The organism is uncultured Olsenella sp., from assembly GCF_959602185.1.
Classification (GTDB): Bacteria; Actinomycetota; Coriobacteriia; order Coriobacteriales; family Atopobiaceae; genus Olsenella_I; species Olsenella_I phocaeensis.
In genome coordinates this window covers 17592-36886 of the sequence record NZ_CAUGRZ010000006.1, presented here as the reverse complement: position 1 = coordinate 36886, position 19295 = coordinate 17592, and the positions used below count along the sequence as shown (strand labels likewise).

Sequence of the window (19295 nt, the reverse complement as noted above, 5' to 3'; positions counted from 1 at the left end):
GGACCCAAAGCTCCCAGACTGTCTAGATAATACCTATATTCGTGAGTAGTTCAAGCTCAGACCGCATATTGGGGGTGCGAGAGATGAATGACGTCGCAGTGGTGACGGGTGCGAGCTCTGGCGTGGGTCGCGAGTTCGTGCGCCAGCTCGACGCGGGCGCGGGAGGGCCCCTCGACCAGATCTGGCTCGTCGCGCGCAGGAGGGACGTCTTGGACGAGGTCGCCGCCGGCTGCTCCACGCCCACCCGCGTGCTCGCGCTGGACCTCACGCGCCGCGAGGACCTGGACGAGCTCGCCGCAGCCTTAGACGGCGAGGAGGCCCTCAGGCTGCAGTGGCTCGTCAACTGCGCGGGCTTCGGGAAGTTCGGCGACTTCGCGGCGCGCCCGCTCGGAGAGGCGCGCGACATGCTGCTCCTCAACTGCCTGGCACCCCTGGAGTGCAGCTACCACGCCCTGCCCCACATGGTCGCCGGCTCGCGCATCGTCAACCTCTCGTCCATCGCGGGAGTCATCCCCCAACCCGGACTCAGCGTCTACTCGGCCACTAAGTCCTTCGTGCTGGAGCTCTCGCGCACCCTCGACCACGAGTTGGAGGGGACGGGCATCCACGTGACGGCCGTCTGCCCCAAGTTCATGCGCACCGGCTTCTTGGACGAGCCGGGGGACGCCGGCGTGGCGCGCGGCATGACGCGGATCGGCTTCGAGGACGTGGATAGGGTCGTGAGGCGCGCGATCGCCGGCGCGATTGCGGGGCGACAGGTTGTCATCCCCTCCTGGGACATGCGTGCGGCGGCCCTCACGGCAAGGCTCCTTCCCGCCCGGGCCGTCATGCGGGCCGAGGGGTGGCTGCTGCGGGAGGGATAGCGCCTCTCGCCTGGAGGCACGACGTCTCGCGCGCACCGGCACGACGTCTCGCGCGCTGGCACGAGATTTCACACGCTGATTCATCACCTCACGCACGCTGGCACGAGAACGGCTCCGCAGAAATAGAAATTCTGCGGAGCCATTTTCTGCGACCTGCGCCTTTGCGAGGGCGCTCGGCAAGATTTCAATTTTTGCGGAGCGGTGCCGCCCCACCCACCCCTACAGGTAGTCTGCCTGCTGGGCCTTCTTTGCCGAACGGATGAGGAACTCCTCGTTGTCGTTGGTCGCCTTGAGGCCCTTGACCAGGGCGGAGGCGGCGCGCTCGGTGCTGTTCATGTTGGCGAGGACGCGCCTGATGCCCCACACGAAGGGCTGGAGCTCCGCGTTTATCAGCAGGTCCTCGTTGCGCGTGCCGGACGAGACCGGGTCGATGGCCGGGAAGATGCGCTTGTCGGCCAGGTCGCGGTCGAGCTTGAGCTCCATGTTGCCGGTGCCCTTGAACTCCTCGAAGATGACCTCGTCCATCTTGGAGCCGGTGTCCACGAGGGCGGACGCGAGGATGGTCAGCGAGCCGCCGTTCTCGATGTTGCGGGCGGCGCCCAGGAACTTCTTGGGCGGGTACAGGGCCGCGGAGTCCACGCCACCCGAGAGGATGCGGCCGCTGGCAGGCTGCGCCAGGTTGTAGGCGCGTGCCAGGCGGGTGATGGAGTCGAGGACCACCACGACGTCCTCGCCCAGCTCGACGAGGCGCTTGGCGTGCTCGATCACGAGCTCGGCCACGGCAGTGTGGTTGTCTGCCGGCATGTCGAAGGTCGACGCGACGACGGTGCCCCTGATGGAGCGCTCCATGTCGGTGACCTCCTCGGGGCGTTCGTCCACCAGGAGGCAGAAGAGGTGCACCTCGGGGTTGTTGGCGGCGATGGACTGGCACACGCGCTTGAGGACCGTGGTCTTGCCGGCCTTGGGCGGGGACACGATGAGCCCGCGCTGGCCCTTGCCGATGGGTGCCACGAGGTCGATGGCACGCCCCGTGATGGACTCCCTGCCATGCTCCATGACCAGGCGCTGGTTGGGATAGATGGGCGTGAGGTCGCGGAAGCGGGGGCGGTTGCGCATCTCCTCGGGAGGGCGCCCGTTGACGCTCTGGACCCTGTGGAGGGGCGGGAACTTGCTGTTGTTGTTGCGGGCGGGAGCCACCGAGCCGGTCACGTAGTCGCCAGGACGCAGGCCGTACTGGCGGATGAGCTGCTGGTAGACGAAGGCGTCATCGTCGCCGGACATGTAGTTGCCCGTGCGGATGAAGCCGTAGCCCTCGTTCTGTATCTCGAGCACGCCCTCGACGGAGCGGAAGCCCTCCTGGCGCGCCGCGGCGAGGTAGACCGCCTCGGCGAGGTCCTTCTTGCGGACGCCCACGTACTCGACGCCGAGCTCCGCCGCCTTGGAGCGCAGCTCGGCGACCTTCATCGCGGCCACGTCGTCGCGCGAGAGGCTGGGCTCCACCGACTGCTCCTGACGGCGGTTGCGGCGCTTCTGGTTGTTGCGACCGTTGCGCCCGGAGTTGCTGTTCCATCCCTGCTGGCCGCGGTCGCGCTGGCCGGGCTGCTGGAAGTCCCCCTGGTCCTTCTTGCTGCGACGGCGGCGGCGGGGCTCGCGCTCGCCCTCCTCGCGCTGGTCGCCGGCGTCGTGGCGGACCTGCTCGTGCTGCCCTGCGCCGGCGTCTGCCTGGGCGGCGTCAGCCTGGGCGATGGTCGTGGCGGGCGCGGGCAGGAGCTCCCCCGTGGCGACGGTCGCCTCCTGGGTGACGCGGGTCATGGCGCCCACGTCGAGCGTGGTCTGCTCGCCCGCGGGACGCACGTGTCCGGCAGCCGTCGCGTCTCCGGGCTGGGCTACGTCCGTGGCCTGGTCGTCCTCGCGCTTCTTGCGGGGACGACCAGGACGGCGGCGAGGCTTCTCCGCCGCCTCGGCGGCAGCGGCGTCGGGCGAGGGGGACGCCTGCTGGCCCGCAGCCGTCGCGGCCTGCTGGACTGTGTCCACGGTCTCGCCGGGCTCAGCCTCGGCCTTCTTAGGCCTCCTGCCGCGCCTGGGCTTGGGAGCGGCTGGCGCCTCCCCGGCCGTACCATCCTTCGAGGCGTCGGCCGTCGCCTCTGGTGACGCCTCGTCCGCCTTCGTGCTGCGCCGGCGGCGCCGGGGCTTGGGGGCCTCCTCCACCTGGGACTCCTCGCGCCTCTCGCCAGTCTGTTCTTGGGTCTCTTCCGCCATCAAGGCTGCCTTTCCGTCTGGGGCCGCCCTGCGGCCCACGGGCACGGACGGCCGCCCCTTGGCAGCCGGCTGCGTGCAGACATCGTATATGCGATTGCATTGTGCTTGGTTTTGAGTGGGATTGTTCACCTGCGGCAAACGTCGTTCGCTCGCCGGACAGCTGCACTATAGCATGACTGCGGCGCAAGTCAGGCAACATCAATGAAATGCGGGGTTTTTGCTTGCCTGGGCGTCATCTCTTCCCATAAGAAGACAGCCGGGGCACCTCCGCCGCCGGCTGTCGCCGCAAATCGCATGCCTGTGGGAATCCTGCGCCCGTGGCCTACTTGGAAGCGCGCGGGCGACGATGCACGACGAGGCGCTCGATTTGGCCGTTCAGCGCGTCGGCACGCTCCCAACCCTCGTCGGTGAGGACCACGGGAGAGGTGCGCCCGGTCTCGCCCTCCTCGTCCTCCTCGCGCCTGACAAGACCTTCCTCGACCAGGGCGGCCACGGACATCGACACGGTGGGCTGCAGCAGTCCGAGTATCTCCACCAGGCGGGAGATGCTCACGGGCTCGCCCTTGGCGGAATAGAGGCCCAGCAGCGTGAGATCGCCCGCCATGCAGGTGAGCGACCCCATCGTGTCAACGTAGCGGCAGACGCGGGCGGCCGACGTGCGCGAGAGCGACTGCCCGTTGGGGATGGCCTCACGGCAGGCGGCGCAGAGGTCCTCCACGTACTGGCGGCCCTCGTCTGTGATGGAGCAGATCACGTTGCGGCGGTCGACCCCGCCCTTCTCGCGCGCGAGGAAGCCCAGCGCGGCAAGGTGCTTGGTGCGGTGGGTCATGGTGGGCCGCAGCGAGCCCTGGTACTCGGCGATGTCCGACGTCCTCAGGCTCTGTCCCTCGACAGAGAGCCTGCAGAGGATGGCGAACTCCGCGAAGGAGAGCCTCCGGGCTGACTCGACGTCCTGACGGACCAGATTGTAGGCACGTCGAATCGACAGGTACTCACGTAGGACCATAGCGCGCCCGCACCTCCCCCTTGCAAAGGTGCCCCGTCACAGAGTCGCGACGGGGCACCGCTAGCACCAACGTCCCTGACAAGTCTAGTTCAAACGCAAGGGACGGGGGTCCATATACGATAAAATGTTTATGAGCCTGAAATCATGGTCGACTTTGGCCCCTACATCACGTCGGGAGCAGACACGCCGATGAGCCCGAGGGCGACCTCGAGGTTCACGCGGACGGCGTCGCAGGCGACCAGGCGTGCGCGCGAGAGCTCCGCGTCCACCGGACGCCCCTCGCTGGGAAGCACCTGGCAGTTGGCATAGAAGCCATGGTAGCAGCTGGCGAGCTCCTCGCAGAAGTGCGTGATGCGGAAGGGCGCGCGGTCGCGGGCGCAGCTGGCGATGAGCTCCGGGAACTCGGAGATCTTGCGGGCGAGCGCGGCCTCGGTCGGGTCGGTCAGGAGAGAGAGGTCATAGCCCTCGCCGATGGCGCGGCGGGCGACCTCGTCCATGCCCAGCTCCCTGGCCTCGTCCTCGCTGACGCCGGCGGCCTTGCGCAGGATGGAGCAGATGCGGGCGTGCGCGTACTGCACGTAGAAGACGGGGTTGGCGTTGGTCTTCTGCTTCACGGCCTCGATGTCGAAGTCGATGGTCTGGTTGGAGGACTTGGAGACCAGGGTGTAGCGGGTGGCGTCGACGCCGACCTCGTCGATGAGCTCCTGGAAGGTGACCATGGTGCCGCGGCGCTTGGACATGCGAACGGGTTCGCCGTCGCGCAGCAGGTTGACGAACTGGCCCAGGTCGACCTCGAACTGGCCGGGATAGCCCAGGGCGTCGCAGACGTTGGTGACGCGGGCGATGTAGCCGTGGTGGTCGGCGCCCCAGAGGTCGATGGAGTAGTCGTCGCGCTGGAACTTGTTCCAGTGGTAGGCGACGTCCGAGGCGAAGTAGGTGTACTCGCCGTTGCTCTTGATCAGGACGCGGTCCTTGTCGTCGCCAAAGGTGGTCGAGCGGAACCACAGGGCCCCGTCGTCGGTCTTGTAGAGGTGACCCATGGCCTCGAGCTTGGCGAAGGCGCGGTCGACCTGGGAGGTGCCGCTCTCGTCCTTGGCATAGAGGGAGCGCTCGGAGAACCAAACGTCGAAGGGGCAGCGAACCTCGTCGCAGGTGCTCTTGATCCTGCCGAGCATGGCCTGGTAGGCGCGCTCGCGGAACTCGTCGGCGCGCTCCTGCTCGTCGGCGTCGACCCACTTGTCGCCGTCGGCGTCGAAGAACTCGCGGGCGATCTCGATGATGTAGTCGCCGCCGTAGGAGTTGCCGCCCAGGGCCTCGTTGAAGCCGTCCATGAAGGGGTGCTGCTCGGGATGCTCGTCGCCCTCGTCCTCGACGTAGCGCTCGCGGTCGGCGAGGAGCGCCTCCATGGCCTCCTGGCTGCCCACGCCCTGCTCGCGCATGACTTGGCAGAGCTGGAGGTAGCGCATGACGACCGAGCCGCCGAAGACGTCCATCTGGGAGCCGTGGTCGTTGATGTAGTACTCGCGGTCGACCTGAAAGTTGGCGTGCTCGAAGACGTTGCACATGGAGTCGCCGAGGGCCGCCCAGCGGCCGTGGCCCACGTGCAGGGGACCGGTGGGGTTGGCCGAGATGAACTCGTAGTTCATCTTGAGGCCGTCACCCACGTTGCACTTGCCCCAGTCGCCGCCGGCCTTGCGGACGCTGTCGAAGACCTCGTTGTTGGTGGCGGCGTTGAGGTAGAAGTTGATGAAGCCAGGGCCTGCGACCTCGACCTTGGCGATGGCGGGGTCCTGGGGCATGGCGTCCACGATGGCCTGGGCGATCTTCGCGGGGGCCATGTGGGCGAGGCGCGCGGAGCGCATGGCGACGGTGGACGTCCAGTCGCCGTTCGAGGAGTCAGCAGGTCGCTCCATGCCGCAATCCTCCACCTCGAACTCCGGCAGGTTGCCAGCCGCCTGGGCGGCTGCGATCGCTTGCTTGACAAGCTCCTCGATAGACTCGGGCATGCGCTACTCCTTCTTCGGCCTTGTACCACGACTGATATGCGGACACAGTTATCTGGTGAGTCTAGCAGAGCGGGGCCCCGCAGGACCCCGCTCCACAAAATAGCGTCAACGACGTGCCCTTTAGCCCCGACGTCGAACGAGCCTGAGGTTCAGCCTTTGGCCCCGACGTCGAACGAGCCTGAGGTTCAGCCTTTGGCCCCGGAAGAGGAGGGCGAGAGGGGACGCGCGTCCCCCGCAGGCACCGCGGCGCGCGGCCTACTTGCGCCCCGAGCCCATGAGCTCGCGGGTGGCCAGCTCGCGGCGGAGCCTCGCCAGGCCGAGCTCCAGGCCCACCGGGTACCCCTGGGGGTTGAGGAAGCGCCTCACCGCGGGGTCCAGGCGCATGAGCGCCTCGCGACAGCGGGCCTTGGCCTCCTCGATGCCCTCGCTGGCGGGCAGGGGCTCGCCGCCGTCCACGAGCTGCACCAGGAGCTCGCGCGACTCGAGGCCCGAGAGGTCGTAGGAGGCGAGGTCGTCCAGGACGTCCACCATCTGCGTCCCAGGGTCGCCCTGCGCGGACTCGTCGCAGATCATGTCGCCCACGGGGCAGCCCGAGGCGTCGAAGAAGCGGCGGACGGACTGCACGCCGGGGATGGTGCGCTTGTAGGCCATCTCGGACAGCTTGATGACCGGCTCCCAGGGGTCGCCCGCGGTCGGGCGCGTGGCGGACAGCTTGTAGACGCCGCCGAGCGAGGGCTGCGGGTCGCAGGTGGCGAGCTTGGTGCCCACGCCGAAGGAGTCGATGGGGGCTCCCTGGGCGAAGAGCGACTGGATGGTGTACTCGTCGAGGTCGTTGGAGACCGAGATCCTCACGTAGTCCAGCCCCTCGGCGTCGAAGGCTCCGCGGGCCTCCTTGCTGAGCTTGGCCAGGTCGCCGGAGTCGATGCGCACGGCCGCGAGCCTCTCGCCCGCCGCCTCCATCTCCTTCGCGACGACGATGGCGTTTCTTATGCCCTGGTGGACGTCATAGGTGTCGAGGAGGAGCACGCAGTTCTTGGGGCTCGACTTGGCGAAGGCACGGAAGGCGTCGAGCTCGTTGGGGAAGGCCATGACCCAGGAGTGGGCGTGCGTGCCGAAGACGGGGATGCCGTAGACCTTGCCCGCCAGCACGTTGGAGGTCGAGCCGGCGCCGCCGATGTAGGAGGCGCGAGCCACGGCCAGCCCGCCGTCGGGACCCTGCGCGCGGCGCAGGCCGAAGTCAGAGACCGGATGGCCCTCCGCCGCGTGCACCACGCGCGCGGCCTTGGTGGCCACGAGGGTCTGGAAGTTGACCAGGTTGAGAAGGGCGGTCTCGAGCAGCTGGCAGTCGATGATGGGGCCCTGGACGCGGACCATGGGCTCGCGGGGGAAGACCAGGTCGCCCTCGGGGACAGCCCAAACCGAGACGCGCATGCGGAAGTCGCGCAGGTAGTCGAGGAAGCCCCGCTTGAACATGGGGCCGCCGCCGGGCGCCTGGACGCCGGCGAGGTACGAGACCGCGTCCTCGTCGAAGCGGAAGTTGCGCACGAGGTCCGCGATCTGCCCCATGCCGCAGGCCACGGCGAAGCCGCCGTCGAAGGGGTTCTCGCGGAAGAAGACGTTGAAGCAGCCCTCCGCGTCCATGAGGCCGGACTCCCAGAACCCCTGGGCCATGGTCAGCTCGTAGAGGTCGGTGTTCAGCGAGACGTCGGTGGGCTTGGTGCAGTCGGTCAGGGCCATGGGTGGAATCCCCTCTGCTCGCACGCGACGCGGCCCCGCTGCGGGGCCGCTGCTCCTGTGTTCGTCCCAGCGTAGCACGAGTGGCGCGGCTGGGGTCGCGCCGGCGATCGCGCGCCTCGACCTCGCCCGACCCCCAGCCGGATGCCCTACCTGGCCCCGCCCAGCAGCATGGACAGGACGATGGCCAGCACCAGGCAGGCCAGGCCCATGAGCACGTACCTCTGCGCCTTGGGCATGCTCAGGTCGTCACCGGGCTCCATGGCGCGGGCGTTGCGCTCGCGCAGCTCACGGGCATGCTCGTCCTTCGCCGCCTCGCGTTCGGCTCGCTCGCGCTGGGCCTTGAGCCGCTCCAGCTCCTCGCGCTCCCTCTTGGCCTGCTCCTCCGCCTGCCTGCGGTCGCGCTCCGCCCGAAGCTCCTCGAGCTCGGCGCGCTCCTCGGCAGAGAGGTCCCCGTTCTGCTCTGGCATCTCTTCTCCCTCGTCCCGTGCGAGACGGCCCGGGCCGCGCCCGCCGTCGCGTGACATTATCCGCGAAGCGGGGCCGCGGCGGCGCGAGAACAGCCAGTCGTGGCCTGCTCGAGGGCGGCCGCGCGCCTCTCCCCTAGCCGAGCTCGGGACCACGGACCCCCGTCGCGTCGAAGCCAGGGACGAAGCTCTCTGAGACCGTACCGCCCTGCTGCCACCACAGGCACTCGAAGCCCAGCTCGTCGGCATGGTCGAGGACCGCCTCGTACTCGTCGTCGCCAAGCGAGCGGGCCAGGTCGCCCCCCATGCTGCGGCAGCACTCGTTGGGCGTGTACTGGTTCATCACGCTGAGGTCGACCTCGTTTCCACAGGCCTGCCACACGCGGTCGAGCACGGCGAGCGAGTCGTCGACGTGCCCGGGCATGACCAGGTGGCGCACCACGATGCCACGGAGCATGCGACCGTCGGGGCCCTCCGCCCGCCCGCCGTGCGCACGGAGGGAGCGAAGCATCGCCTCGAGCGCCGACAGGGCGACCTCGGGGTAGTCCGGCGCGCCCGAGAGCGAGCGCGCGAGCTCGGACGAGGCGTACTTGAAGTCGGTAAGCCACACGTCCACGACGTCCGACATGCCCTCGACGACGGAGGCGAGCTCGTAGCCGCTGGTGTTGCACACGACGGGCAGCGCCATGCCGGCCGCGCGGGCCAGACCCACCGCCTCCCTGACCTGCGGCGCGAAGTGCAGGGGGGTCACGAGGTTGACGTTGAGCGCGCCCTGCGCCTGGAGCTCGAGCATCATCTGGGCGAGGCGTGGCGTCGTGACCTCGAGGCCGAAGCCCTCCTGGGATATCTGGTGGTTCTGGCAGAAGACGCAGCGGAGGGGGCAGCCGGTGAAGAAGATGGCGCCGGAGCCCGCCTCGCCTGATATGGGGGGCTCCTCCCAAAAGTGGAGCGCCGAACGGGCGACGCGCAGGGTGGAACTGGCGCCGCAGAAGCCCGGCCTGCCTGCCGCGCGGGAGGCGTGGCAGCGACGGGGGCAGAGCTCGCAGCTCGCATATGCTCCGGACGAGAGTTCCATGGACGTCCTTCCTGGCGGCGCTCCTGTTGGACGGGGCCGTTGCCGGTTGCGGCACGGGAGCGACGACGGCGCGGCGATGCCAGAGACTCTATCACTGCCGGACGGACGCCACGGAGCCGCCACGCGCCCGCGCCCATCCGCGCACTCGTGAGCCTCGCCGGGCGGCCGAGAACGCACGCCACTCTCGCCCGCCACGCGCGAACGCACGACCAGCATCATTCCGTACGTCGCTGCGCACAGCGATTTCATCGAGCACGTCGTTGATTCTGCACGTCGTTGCGCACGGCCATTTCATCGAGCACGCTGTTGCGCACATCCGCCGCCGCGTTTGCCCAGTTGGTGCGACGTCCAGTTGTGCGTTGGAGCGTGGAGGATGCCTGACGTGTGCGAAACGGCGTGGAGGAGGCAGCCGACCGCCACGCAGCCGACCGCCGCGCAGACGACGTTACGCCCGCGGCACACCAAAGGAGTCGAGCAGCCGTGCGAAGCGCCCTCGGTCGCAGACGTCCGCGAACGAGAAGCGCACGACCCGGGCCACGCGGGTGAGACGGGACTCCCTGAGGCGCTCGTCGGCGAGCAGGTCGACCGTCGCCCTCCCCCGCGTCATCGTCGGGTCGACGTACTTCTGGCGCCCGTCGAGCTCGCCCGCCACGAGGGTCCCATCGGGAAGGCGCCAGAGAAAGTCCACCCTGCTCACCCGGCCCGACAGGGGGTCGACGAACTCCGCCTGGAGCTCGGGGGCCGCAAAACCGAGCTCGATCATCGTCGCACGGGCGATCGACTCCCCGCCGCTCTCCGCACGCCGGTCGGCACGGGCCGCCGTCGCCAGCGCCCGTCTCACCCCAGGCCGCCGCCTGCCAAGGTCCCGCACGAGGCCCTCGAGCCATCGCGCGTCCCTGCCCGTCCGGGCGAGCGCGGCGTCCGCCACAACGAGCCCGTCGGAGAAGCCCATCATGAGGAGGCAGTCGACCACGCTGCGCTCGAAGGTCGTGACGGGGATGCCGGAGGCATGTGCTCGTTCCAACCCGCCCTCGCGGGCAAGCTGGTGAAACGCCACGAGCCTCGTGCCGTGCCGTCCGCCCGGCCCATGCGCGACGTGTATGCGGGCCAGCTGCCCGAACGAGACGGGAAGGCCATGCGCCACGGCGGCCGTGGGACCGCAGAACGTCCAGTCCGGATGTGCCCTCGACAGTGACCTCGCGAGGTGCAGGTGGCGAGAGGGCACGTCGAGCGCCTCCCAGTAGCCCCGGCGGGCAAAGTGCCCGCGCGCCAGGCGGACGAGCTCCCCCGAGCCGACCATGCGTCCCATCGCCATCCCGTCGGCATGGCTGGATGGCGCGACGCATGCCCCGCGCGCCTCTCCCTCGCCCAGCATGCAGCCGATGTGCTCCCGCCTTGAGCCACCTGCGTCCAAGTCCCCTCCCGTCCTCGCCGTCCTACCTGGGCCCGACCATATCGGAGCGGAGGCCAAAGTCGTGGCTGACATCCAAAAATGTCAGCTCAATTTCTGGCGGACCGTTCGCCGAACTTTCTGGCGGACCGTTCGTCGAACACGCAATCGCGCACATCACAGGAGTCTTCCACGCGTGAACGCACATTGGAGCGGTACATCAACTGGGCAAACGTGAAGGTGACCGTGCGTTCGCGCGTGCTTACTGGATTTGTTGTGCGCAACGGCGTGCGGGATGCTGCAGGACGTGCGCCGGAGCGTGCGGGACGCAGCGGAACGTGCGCCGGAGCGTGCGCGACGCCACCAGTCGCCGGCGTGCCTTGGCGCGCCACAAAAAAGCCCGGGCCACGACGGCCCGGGCGACGACGCCTATGGTGGAGATGAAGGGATTCGAACCCTCGGCCTCTGCCTTGCGAAGGCAGCGCTCTCCCAGCTGAGCTACATCCCCAAAAAACGTGCAAGGGAGAGTATCGCCATTCCTCGGCCCCCTGTCAAGCCCGAGTCAAGGCAATGTCGCCCCCTGCGGCTGCGAAATGAACCCACCTTTCTAAGGTGGGTGCCCTCGTCGCCTGTTCCAGCTTCCTCAACAACGGAGGATCCCTGTAATGGGGACGATATGCGGGCTCCCTCAAAACGCGTGTCGGTTCACCCAGTTGTGACCGCAGGGGGACGACAGCTCAAATATAGATGAGCCCCCCGCGATTACCAGTCTTGACTTGACGCGCATTATGGCAAAGAGTGAGAGGAGCTGGCGTCTGCGCCCGCCCCCGCGGCGAGGACGCGTCGTCCCTCTCCCCCGCCAGGCCGATTCGCCCGCTCGATACCTGCGCGTTTTCCGCTTGGCCCTGCTTTTCGCTATGATTGTCCGGTCAGTGTGAGAAGAGGCGACGCAACGGGAGGCGAGCATGCACCAGCCGTGGCTTCCCTACCTGTGCGTCTTCCTCGCCGCCGGGCTCACGACGCTCCTCATGACGCCCCTCGCGCGCAAGGTCGCCTGGAAGCTGGGGGCCGTCGACTACCCCAACGCACGCCGCATCAACCGCGAGCCCATCCCCCGCATGGGCGGCATCGCCGTCTTCCTGGGCATCACCGCCGCCTTCGTCGTGCAGTACCTGGGCACGACCTACCTGCGCTGGCCCATGGTGCTCGCCCCCTCGCCCCACCTCAAGAACATCCGGTACTGGTCGCTCGTGGGGGGCTTCGTCTGCATCTTCCTGGTGGGTGCCATCGACGACGTCTTCCAGCTCAAGCCCCTCCACAAGCTCCTGGGACAGGTCCTCGCCGCCTCCGTCGCCGTGGGCGGCGGGCTGGTCATCGGCGTCATCGTGAACCCCTTCACCGAGGGTCCCCTCTGCATGGGCTGGCTCAGCTACCCCGTCACCGTGGCCTACCTGGTCGCCTACGTGAACATCTTCAACCTGATCGACGGCCTGGACGGGCTGGCCTCGGGCCTCACCTGCATCGCCGGCTTCACCATGTTCGTCCTCGCCGTGATGGCGGGGCGGGCCGACGCCGCCACCCTCGCGATCGCGACGGCCGGAGCCTGCCTGGCCTTCCTGCGCTACAACTTCCACCCCGCCTCGGTCTTCCTGGGAGACTCCGGCTCGCTCCTCCTGGGCTTCTCCATGGGCGTGGTCTCGCTGCTCTCCGTCGCGCGCATCGCGGGCCTCACCACCATCATCGTGCCCCTGGTCATCGCGGGCATCCCCATCATCGACACGCTCTCGGCCATCGTGAGGCGCAGCCGCGCGCACGTGAGCATCGGACACGCCGACCGCGGCCACATCCACCACCGCCTCATCGCCGAGGGCTTCGACCAGCGCCAGGCCGTGCTGATCATCTATGCCTGGACAGCCCTGCTCTGCCTGGGCACGCTGGTCATGACCCAGGTCTCGGTCGTGCCGCGCATCGCGATCTTCTTCGCCCTCCTCCTGGCCTCCGGCGCCGTCGCGCGCAAGCTCCACCTCTTCCGTCCCGTCCTGCTGCACCACACCAACCCGAAGACCGGCGACGACGAGCTCGTCTGCCCGCAGGACCCGGAGTTCCCGGACGAGGAGGAGCGCTTCAGGGAGCAGGAGTCCCAGCGCCACCACGGCCTTCGTTAGGGCTGCCGCAGCCTCGCCCCAACGCCCCTCTCTCCCAGACCCTTCGCCCCCAGCACGGCTTTCGTCCGGCCTCCCCCAACACAGCTTTCGTCCGGCGGGACGCGCACGAGAAGAGGCCCACCCCCTTGGAAGGAAGCGGGCCTCGACGGCTCTGGTTCTGGGACGCGAGCTACTCGGCGTCGGCGAGGGCCTTCTTGGCCACGTTGGCCAGGTCGGCGAAGGCGGCCTCGTCCTCGTAGGCGACCTGGGCGAGGACCTTGCGGTCCAGCTCGACGCCGGCGAGCTTCAGGCCGTGCATGAACTTGCTGTAGGAGAGGTCGTTCATGCGGGCGGCGGCGTTGATGCGCTGGATCCACAGGCCGCGGATGTCGCGCTTCTTGTTGCGGCGGTCACGATAGGCGTACTGGCCCGAGTGCTGGACCTGCTCCTTCATGCCGCGGAAGGTGCGGGAGCGGACTCCGTAGTAGCCCTTGGAACGCTCGACGAGGGTCTGGCGCTTCTTGCGACCAGCGACTGCGCGCTTGACACGTGCCATATCTAATCAACTCCTAAAGAATGCCATCGAATGGGCGACGTGCCCGCTTAGTTCTTGGAACCCATGCGCTGGGAGACGACCTTGACGTCACCGGCGGTGAGCTCGGCCTCCTTGCGGAAGCCGCGGATGCGCTTCTGGGACTTCTTGGTCAGGATGTGGCTCTTGAAGGCCTTGGCGCGCATGATCTTGCCGGTGCCGGTGCGGCGGAAGCGCTTTGCCGAACCCTTGTGCGTCTTCATCTTGGGCATGCTAGTTCTCCTTCTCCGTCTCTGCGTCGTCCTCGACTGCCTTCTCATCGAAGGCGCCCTTGATCGGGGCGACCAGCATGTGCATGTTGCGACCCTCCATCTTGGGGGCCGACTCGACCGTGGCGTAGGGCCTGAGCTCGTCAGCCAGACGGTCGAGCACCATCCTCCCCTGCTCGGGGTGGGCCATCTCGCGACCGCGGAACATGATTGTGATCTTGACGCGTGCGCCCTTCTTCAGGAAGCGCATCACATGGTTCTTCTTGGTGGTGAAGTCGCCCACGTCGATCTTGGGACGGAACTTCATCTCCTTGACCTCGACCTTGGCCTGGTTCTTGCGGGCGGCCTTGGCCTTGCGGTCCTGCTCGTACTTGAACTTGCGGTAGTCCATGACCTTGCAGACGGGAGGCTCCGCGTTGGGAGCGATCTCCACCAGGTCGAGATTCTGCTCGTCGGCGATGCGCTGCGCGTCGCGGACTCCGAACAGGCCGAGCTGTGAACCGTCAACGCCGATCAGGCGGCAGGTGCGCGCCGTGATCTCGCCGTTGATCCGAGGACCCTCGTTCTTCGCTATCTCTTACACCTTCCTTCGCTCGTGCGGCTCGCGCCGCATGAAAAAACTCCCAGAACTATGGCAGCATCCAGGAGACAAAGGACCCACTCGCAATGGGCCGGCTATTTGTCTGACCGGACGGCTGCCCTTGGCGCCGTGCAGGTGGGGACCACGTGCGTCCCTCTTTGCGATAAGCACTTTGTCGATGTTAGCCGCTCGGCGACGAGTTGGCAAGCCCGTTCGCCCGCACATGCCTTTTGCACAAGCGGACGAACGGGCCCGGGACGCCCCCTAGCGCCCCTCGCGCGCGGCGATGCGCTCGTCCAGCCAACCGGTGAGCAGGGGCGCCACGAGGGCGGTGATGATGACCGCGGCCGCGATCTGGGCGGTGGCCACGGGCACCAGCGCCGCGTAGGAGGCATCGGAGGCCGCGACCGCGGGAGGGGTGGTCATGGCCGTGCCCGCGATGGTGGAGCAGGCCATGCCAGCCTTGCCCGTGCCTCCCGTGAGGCGGTCGAAGCCAGCCGTCGCAAAGCCGATGGCAAGGCAGATCACAGCCAGCACGATGCCCGAGATGCCGCCTGCGACCAGGCTCTCGAGGCTCATGCCGCAGCCCAGGGCGAATCCCAGGACGGCGATGCAGGGGTTGACGCCCGGCGCCATGAGCTGCTTCACGAAGGGGAAGAGGTTGCCCAGGACGATGCCCAGGACGATGGGCAGCAGCGAACCCACGAGCTGTCCCACCGAGATGTCCGCGATGCCGGCGGCGCCCAGGGCGATCATGGTGATGGTGGGGCCGGCGGTGAAGCAGAGGATGCCCGCCGCGCCGCGCTCCGCCTCGTCGCCGTACTCGGCCATGATGCCGGTGTAGAGCGCGATGTTGCAGAAGCTCACGCCGCCGATGATGGCCAGCGAGCTCAGCCCCAGCAGGTCGTCGCCCATGAAAAAGGCGACGCAGAGCCCAAGCGCGATGGAGAGCACGAGCTTGGGGATGATGATCATGATGCCGGTCTTCACGGCCTTTGGGGTGGACCTGAAGTTGATGCCCACGCCGATGCCGAAGAGGATCACGAAGACGAGGGCGTTGCCGCCGTGCACCACGGCCGTGGTGAAGCCGCCGATCTCGAGCAGGCCCGGGACGAAGGAGTGCAGGAGCAGCCCCAGGAGCATGGGATAGATCATGATGTCCCCGGGAAGGCGCGGTATCCTGAAACGTCCCTGGGTCTTCTCCGCCTCTGCCTCGGCCATGGGTGCCCCTCTCTCTCGTCGCGAATTTTTGTTGGGCGAATGTACCAGAGGAGAGGGCCACCGCGCCACGCGCGACGGCACGGCGACACGAACGCGTAACGAAAGGGGCCGCCCCGAGGGACGGCCGCCTGCGCATTCGCATGGTGCCCGAGGTGGGACTCGAACCCACACTCTGTTGCCAGAAGCGGATTTTGAGTCCGCCGCGTCTGCCAATTCCGCCACTCGGGCAAAGTCGCAGGACCACTATATCAGAGAGCGGCGGCTACGAATCGGCCATCGCCCACGCCAGAGACATGACCGTGGCCGAAGGTGCGGCGCTGAGTGCGCATTCTATTTTTCAAATGTACACCCCTCTCCGCTGACCTGCGGTTTTGCGGAGAGGTGCGCATTTCACGCCTGGAATGTACGCCTCGAGCCGCGCGCCACGCCCAATCGCCCCCAGGCCGCGCGCTGCGTCCTAATCGCACCTCGAGCTGCGCGCTACGCCTCGATCGCGCCCCAGCCGCTCCCGCGCCACGCCGCGCCTAGTGCATGCCATCCGAGGCCGCGCCCGGCTGCAGCCAGGGGTTGCCCTCCAGCTCCTCCATCATGGTGGTGGAGTCGCCATGGCCGCAGAAGAGCGTGGTGCGGGCGGGTATCTCCTCCCGCAGGCGCGCGAGAGTGGCCATGAGGGCGTCGTGGTCGCCGCCGGCGAGGTCGGTGCGTCCGCAGGAGCCCTTGAAGAGGGTGTCGCCCACGAAGGCGACGCCATCGGCCGTCCCCTGGCCCAGGAGCACGATGCCGCCCGGCGTGTGGCCGGGGGCCCCGATGACGCGGAAGCTCGCCGTACCCAGCTCGATCACGTCGCCGTCGGCGATGGTCTGGTCGGGCTCGGGGGCATCGTCGTCGTAGGAGCGGCCCAGCTCGCTCGCCTCGCCCGCGCGACCTGCAAGCTCGACGTCCGCCTCGTGCATGAGGAAGCGGGCGCCCGTGGCGTCCCTCAGCGCCTTTACGCCGCCCACGTGGTCCCCATGCCCGTGCGTGGCCACGATGGTCGTCACGCGGACGTCCTCGAGGTGACGGGCGATGGCGGCGCCGGAGTTGCCCGGGTCGACCACCAGGCACTCCCCCTCCGAGACGTAGGCGTAGCAGTCGGTCTCGATGGGCCCCACGATGAACATGCGGATCTGGTCGTCGCTGGCGTTGTGGCCGCAGCCTCCCCCGCAGCAGCCGCCTCCATGGTGCCCGCAGCAGCCGCCCTCGTGGGAGTGGCCCCCCTCATGCCCATGGCCGCCGCAGCCATCGCCATGGCCCTCGTGGTCGCCGCAGCAGCCGCCCTCGTGGCTGCCGCAGCCGCAGTCCTCGCTGGCGTCATGCTCGTGACCGCCGCAGCAGCAGCCCTCGTCCTCGTCCCTGCCCTGGATCATGCTAGACCCTCCTCTTCATCTGGTTGGCGCCCTCGCCCGGCATGATGCGGCGGGCATCATACACGCTGGGCACGCGGTTGACGGCGGCGAGCAGCGGCCCCAGCCGGCTCGCGTCGGAGATGGCGATCAGGAAGCGCAGCCGGGCGGCGCCGGAGCTCGAGGTCTGGGTGGCGGCACTCAGGATGTTGCCACCACCATCCCCCAGGGCGATGGTGACGTCCTTGAGCAGGCCAATCCTGTCCGTTGCCTCGACCACGATCTCGACCTGGAACTCGGTGGCACCGGTGGCGTCCCACTCCACCTCGATCATGCGCTCGGGATGCGACATGAGGCTCTTCACGTTGGGGCAGTTCGCGCGGTGCACCGACACGCCGCGCCCACGGGTCACGAAGCCCACGATCTCGTCGCCGGCGACGGGGCTGCAGCAGTGGGCCAGGTGCACCAGGAGGTCCGGGTCGCCCTTTGCCACGACGCCGCAGTTGCTGCGCCGCCTCTTGTCCGAGGCGGCGCGCGCCGCGGCGTTGACCAGCGGCCTGTCCTCCGCCATCGCGCGCTCACGCTCGTCGCGGCGCGCCGCCTGGCGCTCCGCCTCCACCGTCTTGGTGGAGGCCTCGCCCAGCGCCTCCTCGATGCGGTTCGCGATCTGGCGTGGGCTCAGCTTGCCCGTGCCCACGGCGGCGAAGAGGTCGTCGCTGCGCACGAGGTCGAGCTGGGGCACCACCTTGTCGATGGCCCTCTGCACCCGCTGGGTCGAGATGCCGTACCCGCGCTTGCGCAGCTCGTGGGCGAGGTCGCTTCTCCCCTGCTCCGCGTCGTCGGTCTTGGAGAGGGTCGTGAAGTACTTCCTGATCTTGGCCTTGGCGGAGGGCGTCGCCACCAGGTGCAGCCAGTCGCGGCTGGGCTTGGAGTTCTTGTTGGTCAGGATCTCGACCCTGTCGCCGCTCTGGAGGCGGTAGGTGAGAGGAACGACCGAGCCGTTGACCTTGGCCCCCACGCAGTGGTTGCCCACCTCGGTGTGGACGGTGTAGGCAAAGTCGAGGGGGGTGGAATCGCGCCTCAGGCTCATGACCTCGCCCTTGGGGGTGAAGACGAATATCTCGTCCTCGAAGAGGTCGACGCGCAGGTTGTTGAGGAACTCGTGGGCGTCGCCCATGTCGTCGTCCACGGCCCAGTCCAGGCTGCGGCGGATCCAGTTGATCTGGTTGTCTATCTCGCGCTCGCCCTGGGACATCTGGCCGCGCGACCCGCCCGACTTCTTGTAGAGCCAGTGGGCGGCGATGCCGTACTCCGCCTGGTCGTGCATCTCGTAGGTGCGGATCTGTATCTCGATGGGGCGCGCGTCAGAGCCGATGACCGTGGTGTGCAGCGAGCGGTAGCCGTTGGGCTTGGGCATGGCCACGTAGTCCTTGAAGCGACCGGGCAGCGGGTGCCAGAGCGAGTGGACGGCGCCCAGCACGCTGTAGCAGTCCCCCACGGAGGGCGTGAGGACGCGCAGGGCGATGAGGTCGTAGATGTCGCTGAACTCCTTGCCCTTGCGCGTCATCTTCTGGTAGATGGACCAGAGGTGCTTGGGGCGGCCGGTGATCTGGTAGCCCGCGAGCCCCACCCGCGCGAGCTCGCCGTCCAGGATGCGGATGGCCTCGGCGGTGTCCTGCTCGCGCTGGGCGCGGGAGTCCTGCACCATGCGCGCCACGCGCTCGTACTCGGTGGGCTCGAGGTAGAAGAAGGCCAGGTCCTCGAGCTCCCACTTCACCGATGAGATGCCCAGGCGGTCCGCGAGGGGCGCGTAGACGTCCATGGTCTCGCGGGCCTTGAAGGCGCGGCGGTCGGGCTTGAGGGCCGCCAGGGTGCGCATGTTGTGCAGGCGGTCGGCCAGCTTGATGATGACCACGCGGATGTCCTTGGACATGGCGAGGAACATCTTGCGCAGGTTGAGGGCCTGCTTCTCGTCCATGGAGGCGACCTGGATCGAGGTGAGCTTGGTGACGCCGTCGACGAGCTCTGCCACGGTCTCGCCGAAGCGCACCGAGATGTCCGCCAGGGTCGCGGGGGTGTCCTCGACCGTGTCGTGCAAGAGGGCGGCGCAGATGGAGTCGCCGTCCATCCTGAGGTCCTTGGCCAGGATCAGTGCCACCTCGACGGGATGGTTGATGTAGGGCTCGCCCGAGCGCCTGCGCTGGTCGGCGTGAAACTCGGCCGCGAAGGAATAGGCCTCCTTGACGCGGGCGAGCTCGCCGCCGTCGAGGTAGTCGGAGCAGGTGTTGCACAGGACCCGCCAGTTGTCGGCCTGCGGGGTCTCCCTTCGTCGGGCGGGAGCCGAGTCTGCGTTGGCCATCAGGACCT

15 protein-coding genes and 2 tRNA genes are annotated in these 19295 nt (G+C 68.2%); 2 read left to right on the top strand and 15 right to left on the bottom strand.

What is annotated here, in order from left to right; translation table 11 throughout:
- Positions 1-83 precede the first annotated feature (83 nt).
- On the top strand, positions 84-863 hold the full coding sequence (locus Q5923_RS05505) for an SDR family oxidoreductase (RefSeq protein ID WP_009279496.1): 780 nt from the start codon (positions 84-86) through the stop codon (positions 861-863).
- Positions 864-1082: 219 nt separating this feature from the next.
- On the opposite strand, the gene rho is transcribed toward Q5923_RS05505, so the two are convergent.
- The 8 genes from rho to Q5923_RS05465 all read right to left on the bottom strand — a co-directional run bounded on the left by rho (position 1083) and on the right by Q5923_RS05465 (position 11308).
- A complete protein-coding gene (gene rho / locus Q5923_RS05500; protein ID WP_303132668.1) occupies positions 1083-3122 on the bottom strand; it encodes a transcription termination factor Rho in 2040 nt (679 codons plus the stop codon).
- 322 nt (positions 3123-3444) lie between these two features.
- Complete coding sequence (locus Q5923_RS05495; protein ID WP_009279498.1) at positions 3445-4128, bottom strand: MarR family transcriptional regulator; 684 nt, start codon at positions 4126-4128, stop codon at positions 3445-3447.
- A 161-nt stretch (positions 4129-4289) separates the two neighbouring features.
- The gene (argS, locus tag Q5923_RS05490; RefSeq protein ID WP_009279499.1) at positions 4290-6134 is read right to left on the bottom strand and encodes an arginine--tRNA ligase; all 1845 of its coding nucleotides are present in this window, start codon (positions 6132-6134) and stop codon (positions 4290-4292) included.
- Between the two features lie 255 nt (positions 6135-6389).
- Complete coding sequence (locus tag Q5923_RS05485) at positions 6390-7871, bottom strand: nicotinate phosphoribosyltransferase (protein WP_303132664.1); 1482 nt, start codon at positions 7869-7871, stop codon at positions 6390-6392.
- 146 nt (positions 7872-8017) lie between these two features.
- On the bottom strand, positions 8018-8338 hold the full coding sequence (locus tag Q5923_RS05480) for a hypothetical protein (protein ID WP_009279501.1): 321 nt from the start codon (positions 8336-8338) through the stop codon (positions 8018-8020).
- A 133-nt stretch (positions 8339-8471) separates the two neighbouring features.
- On the bottom strand, positions 8472-9410 hold the full coding sequence (locus Q5923_RS05475; protein ID WP_303132663.1) for a radical SAM protein: 939 nt from the start codon (positions 9408-9410) through the stop codon (positions 8472-8474).
- A 445-nt stretch (positions 9411-9855) separates the two neighbouring features.
- On the bottom strand, positions 9856-10824 hold the full coding sequence (locus tag Q5923_RS05470) for a hypothetical protein (RefSeq protein WP_303132661.1): 969 nt from the start codon (positions 10822-10824) through the stop codon (positions 9856-9858).
- Positions 10825-11232: 408 nt separating this feature from the next.
- A tRNA-Ala gene (locus tag Q5923_RS05465) sits at positions 11233-11308 on the bottom strand.
- A gap of 457 nt (positions 11309-11765) precedes the next feature.
- On the opposite strand from Q5923_RS05465, the gene Q5923_RS05460 reads away from it, so the two are divergent.
- The gene (locus Q5923_RS05460; RefSeq protein WP_009279504.1) at positions 11766-12965 is read left to right on the top strand and encodes a glycosyltransferase family 4 protein; all 1200 of its coding nucleotides are present in this window, start codon (positions 11766-11768) and stop codon (positions 12963-12965) included.
- A gap of 169 nt (positions 12966-13134) precedes the next feature.
- Here Q5923_RS05460 and rplT read toward each other — a convergent pair whose 3' ends face one another.
- From rplT to Q5923_RS05425, 7 genes are all read right to left on the bottom strand, one after another.
- Complete coding sequence (gene rplT / locus Q5923_RS05455) at positions 13135-13500, bottom strand: 50S ribosomal protein L20 (RefSeq protein ID WP_062530016.1); 366 nt, start codon at positions 13498-13500, stop codon at positions 13135-13137.
- 47 nt (positions 13501-13547) lie between these two features.
- Entirely contained in the window at positions 13548-13748 is a 201-nt protein-coding gene (rpmI, locus tag Q5923_RS05450) for a 50S ribosomal protein L35 (RefSeq protein ID WP_009279506.1), read from the bottom strand.
- Position 13749: 1 nt separating this feature from the next.
- A complete protein-coding gene (gene infC, locus Q5923_RS05445) occupies positions 13750-14319 on the bottom strand; it encodes a translation initiation factor IF-3 (RefSeq protein ID WP_072499664.1) in 570 nt (189 codons plus the stop codon).
- Between the two features lie 270 nt (positions 14320-14589).
- On the bottom strand, positions 14590-15546 hold the full coding sequence (locus tag Q5923_RS05440; RefSeq protein WP_009279508.1) for a 2-keto-3-deoxygluconate permease: 957 nt from the start codon (positions 15544-15546) through the stop codon (positions 14590-14592).
- 141 nt (positions 15547-15687) lie between these two features.
- A tRNA-Leu gene (locus tag Q5923_RS05435) sits at positions 15688-15774 on the bottom strand.
- A 296-nt stretch (positions 15775-16070) separates the two neighbouring features.
- Positions 16071-16952, bottom strand: coding sequence for an MBL fold metallo-hydrolase (locus Q5923_RS05430; RefSeq protein WP_303132658.1), 882 nt, complete (start codon positions 16950-16952; stop codon positions 16071-16073).
- A 1-nt stretch (position 16953) separates the two neighbouring features.
- Positions 16954-19287, bottom strand: coding sequence for a bifunctional (p)ppGpp synthetase/guanosine-3',5'-bis(diphosphate) 3'-pyrophosphohydrolase (locus Q5923_RS05425; protein WP_303132657.1), 2334 nt, complete (start codon positions 19285-19287; stop codon positions 16954-16956).
- Positions 19288-19295: the final 8 nt, after the last annotated feature.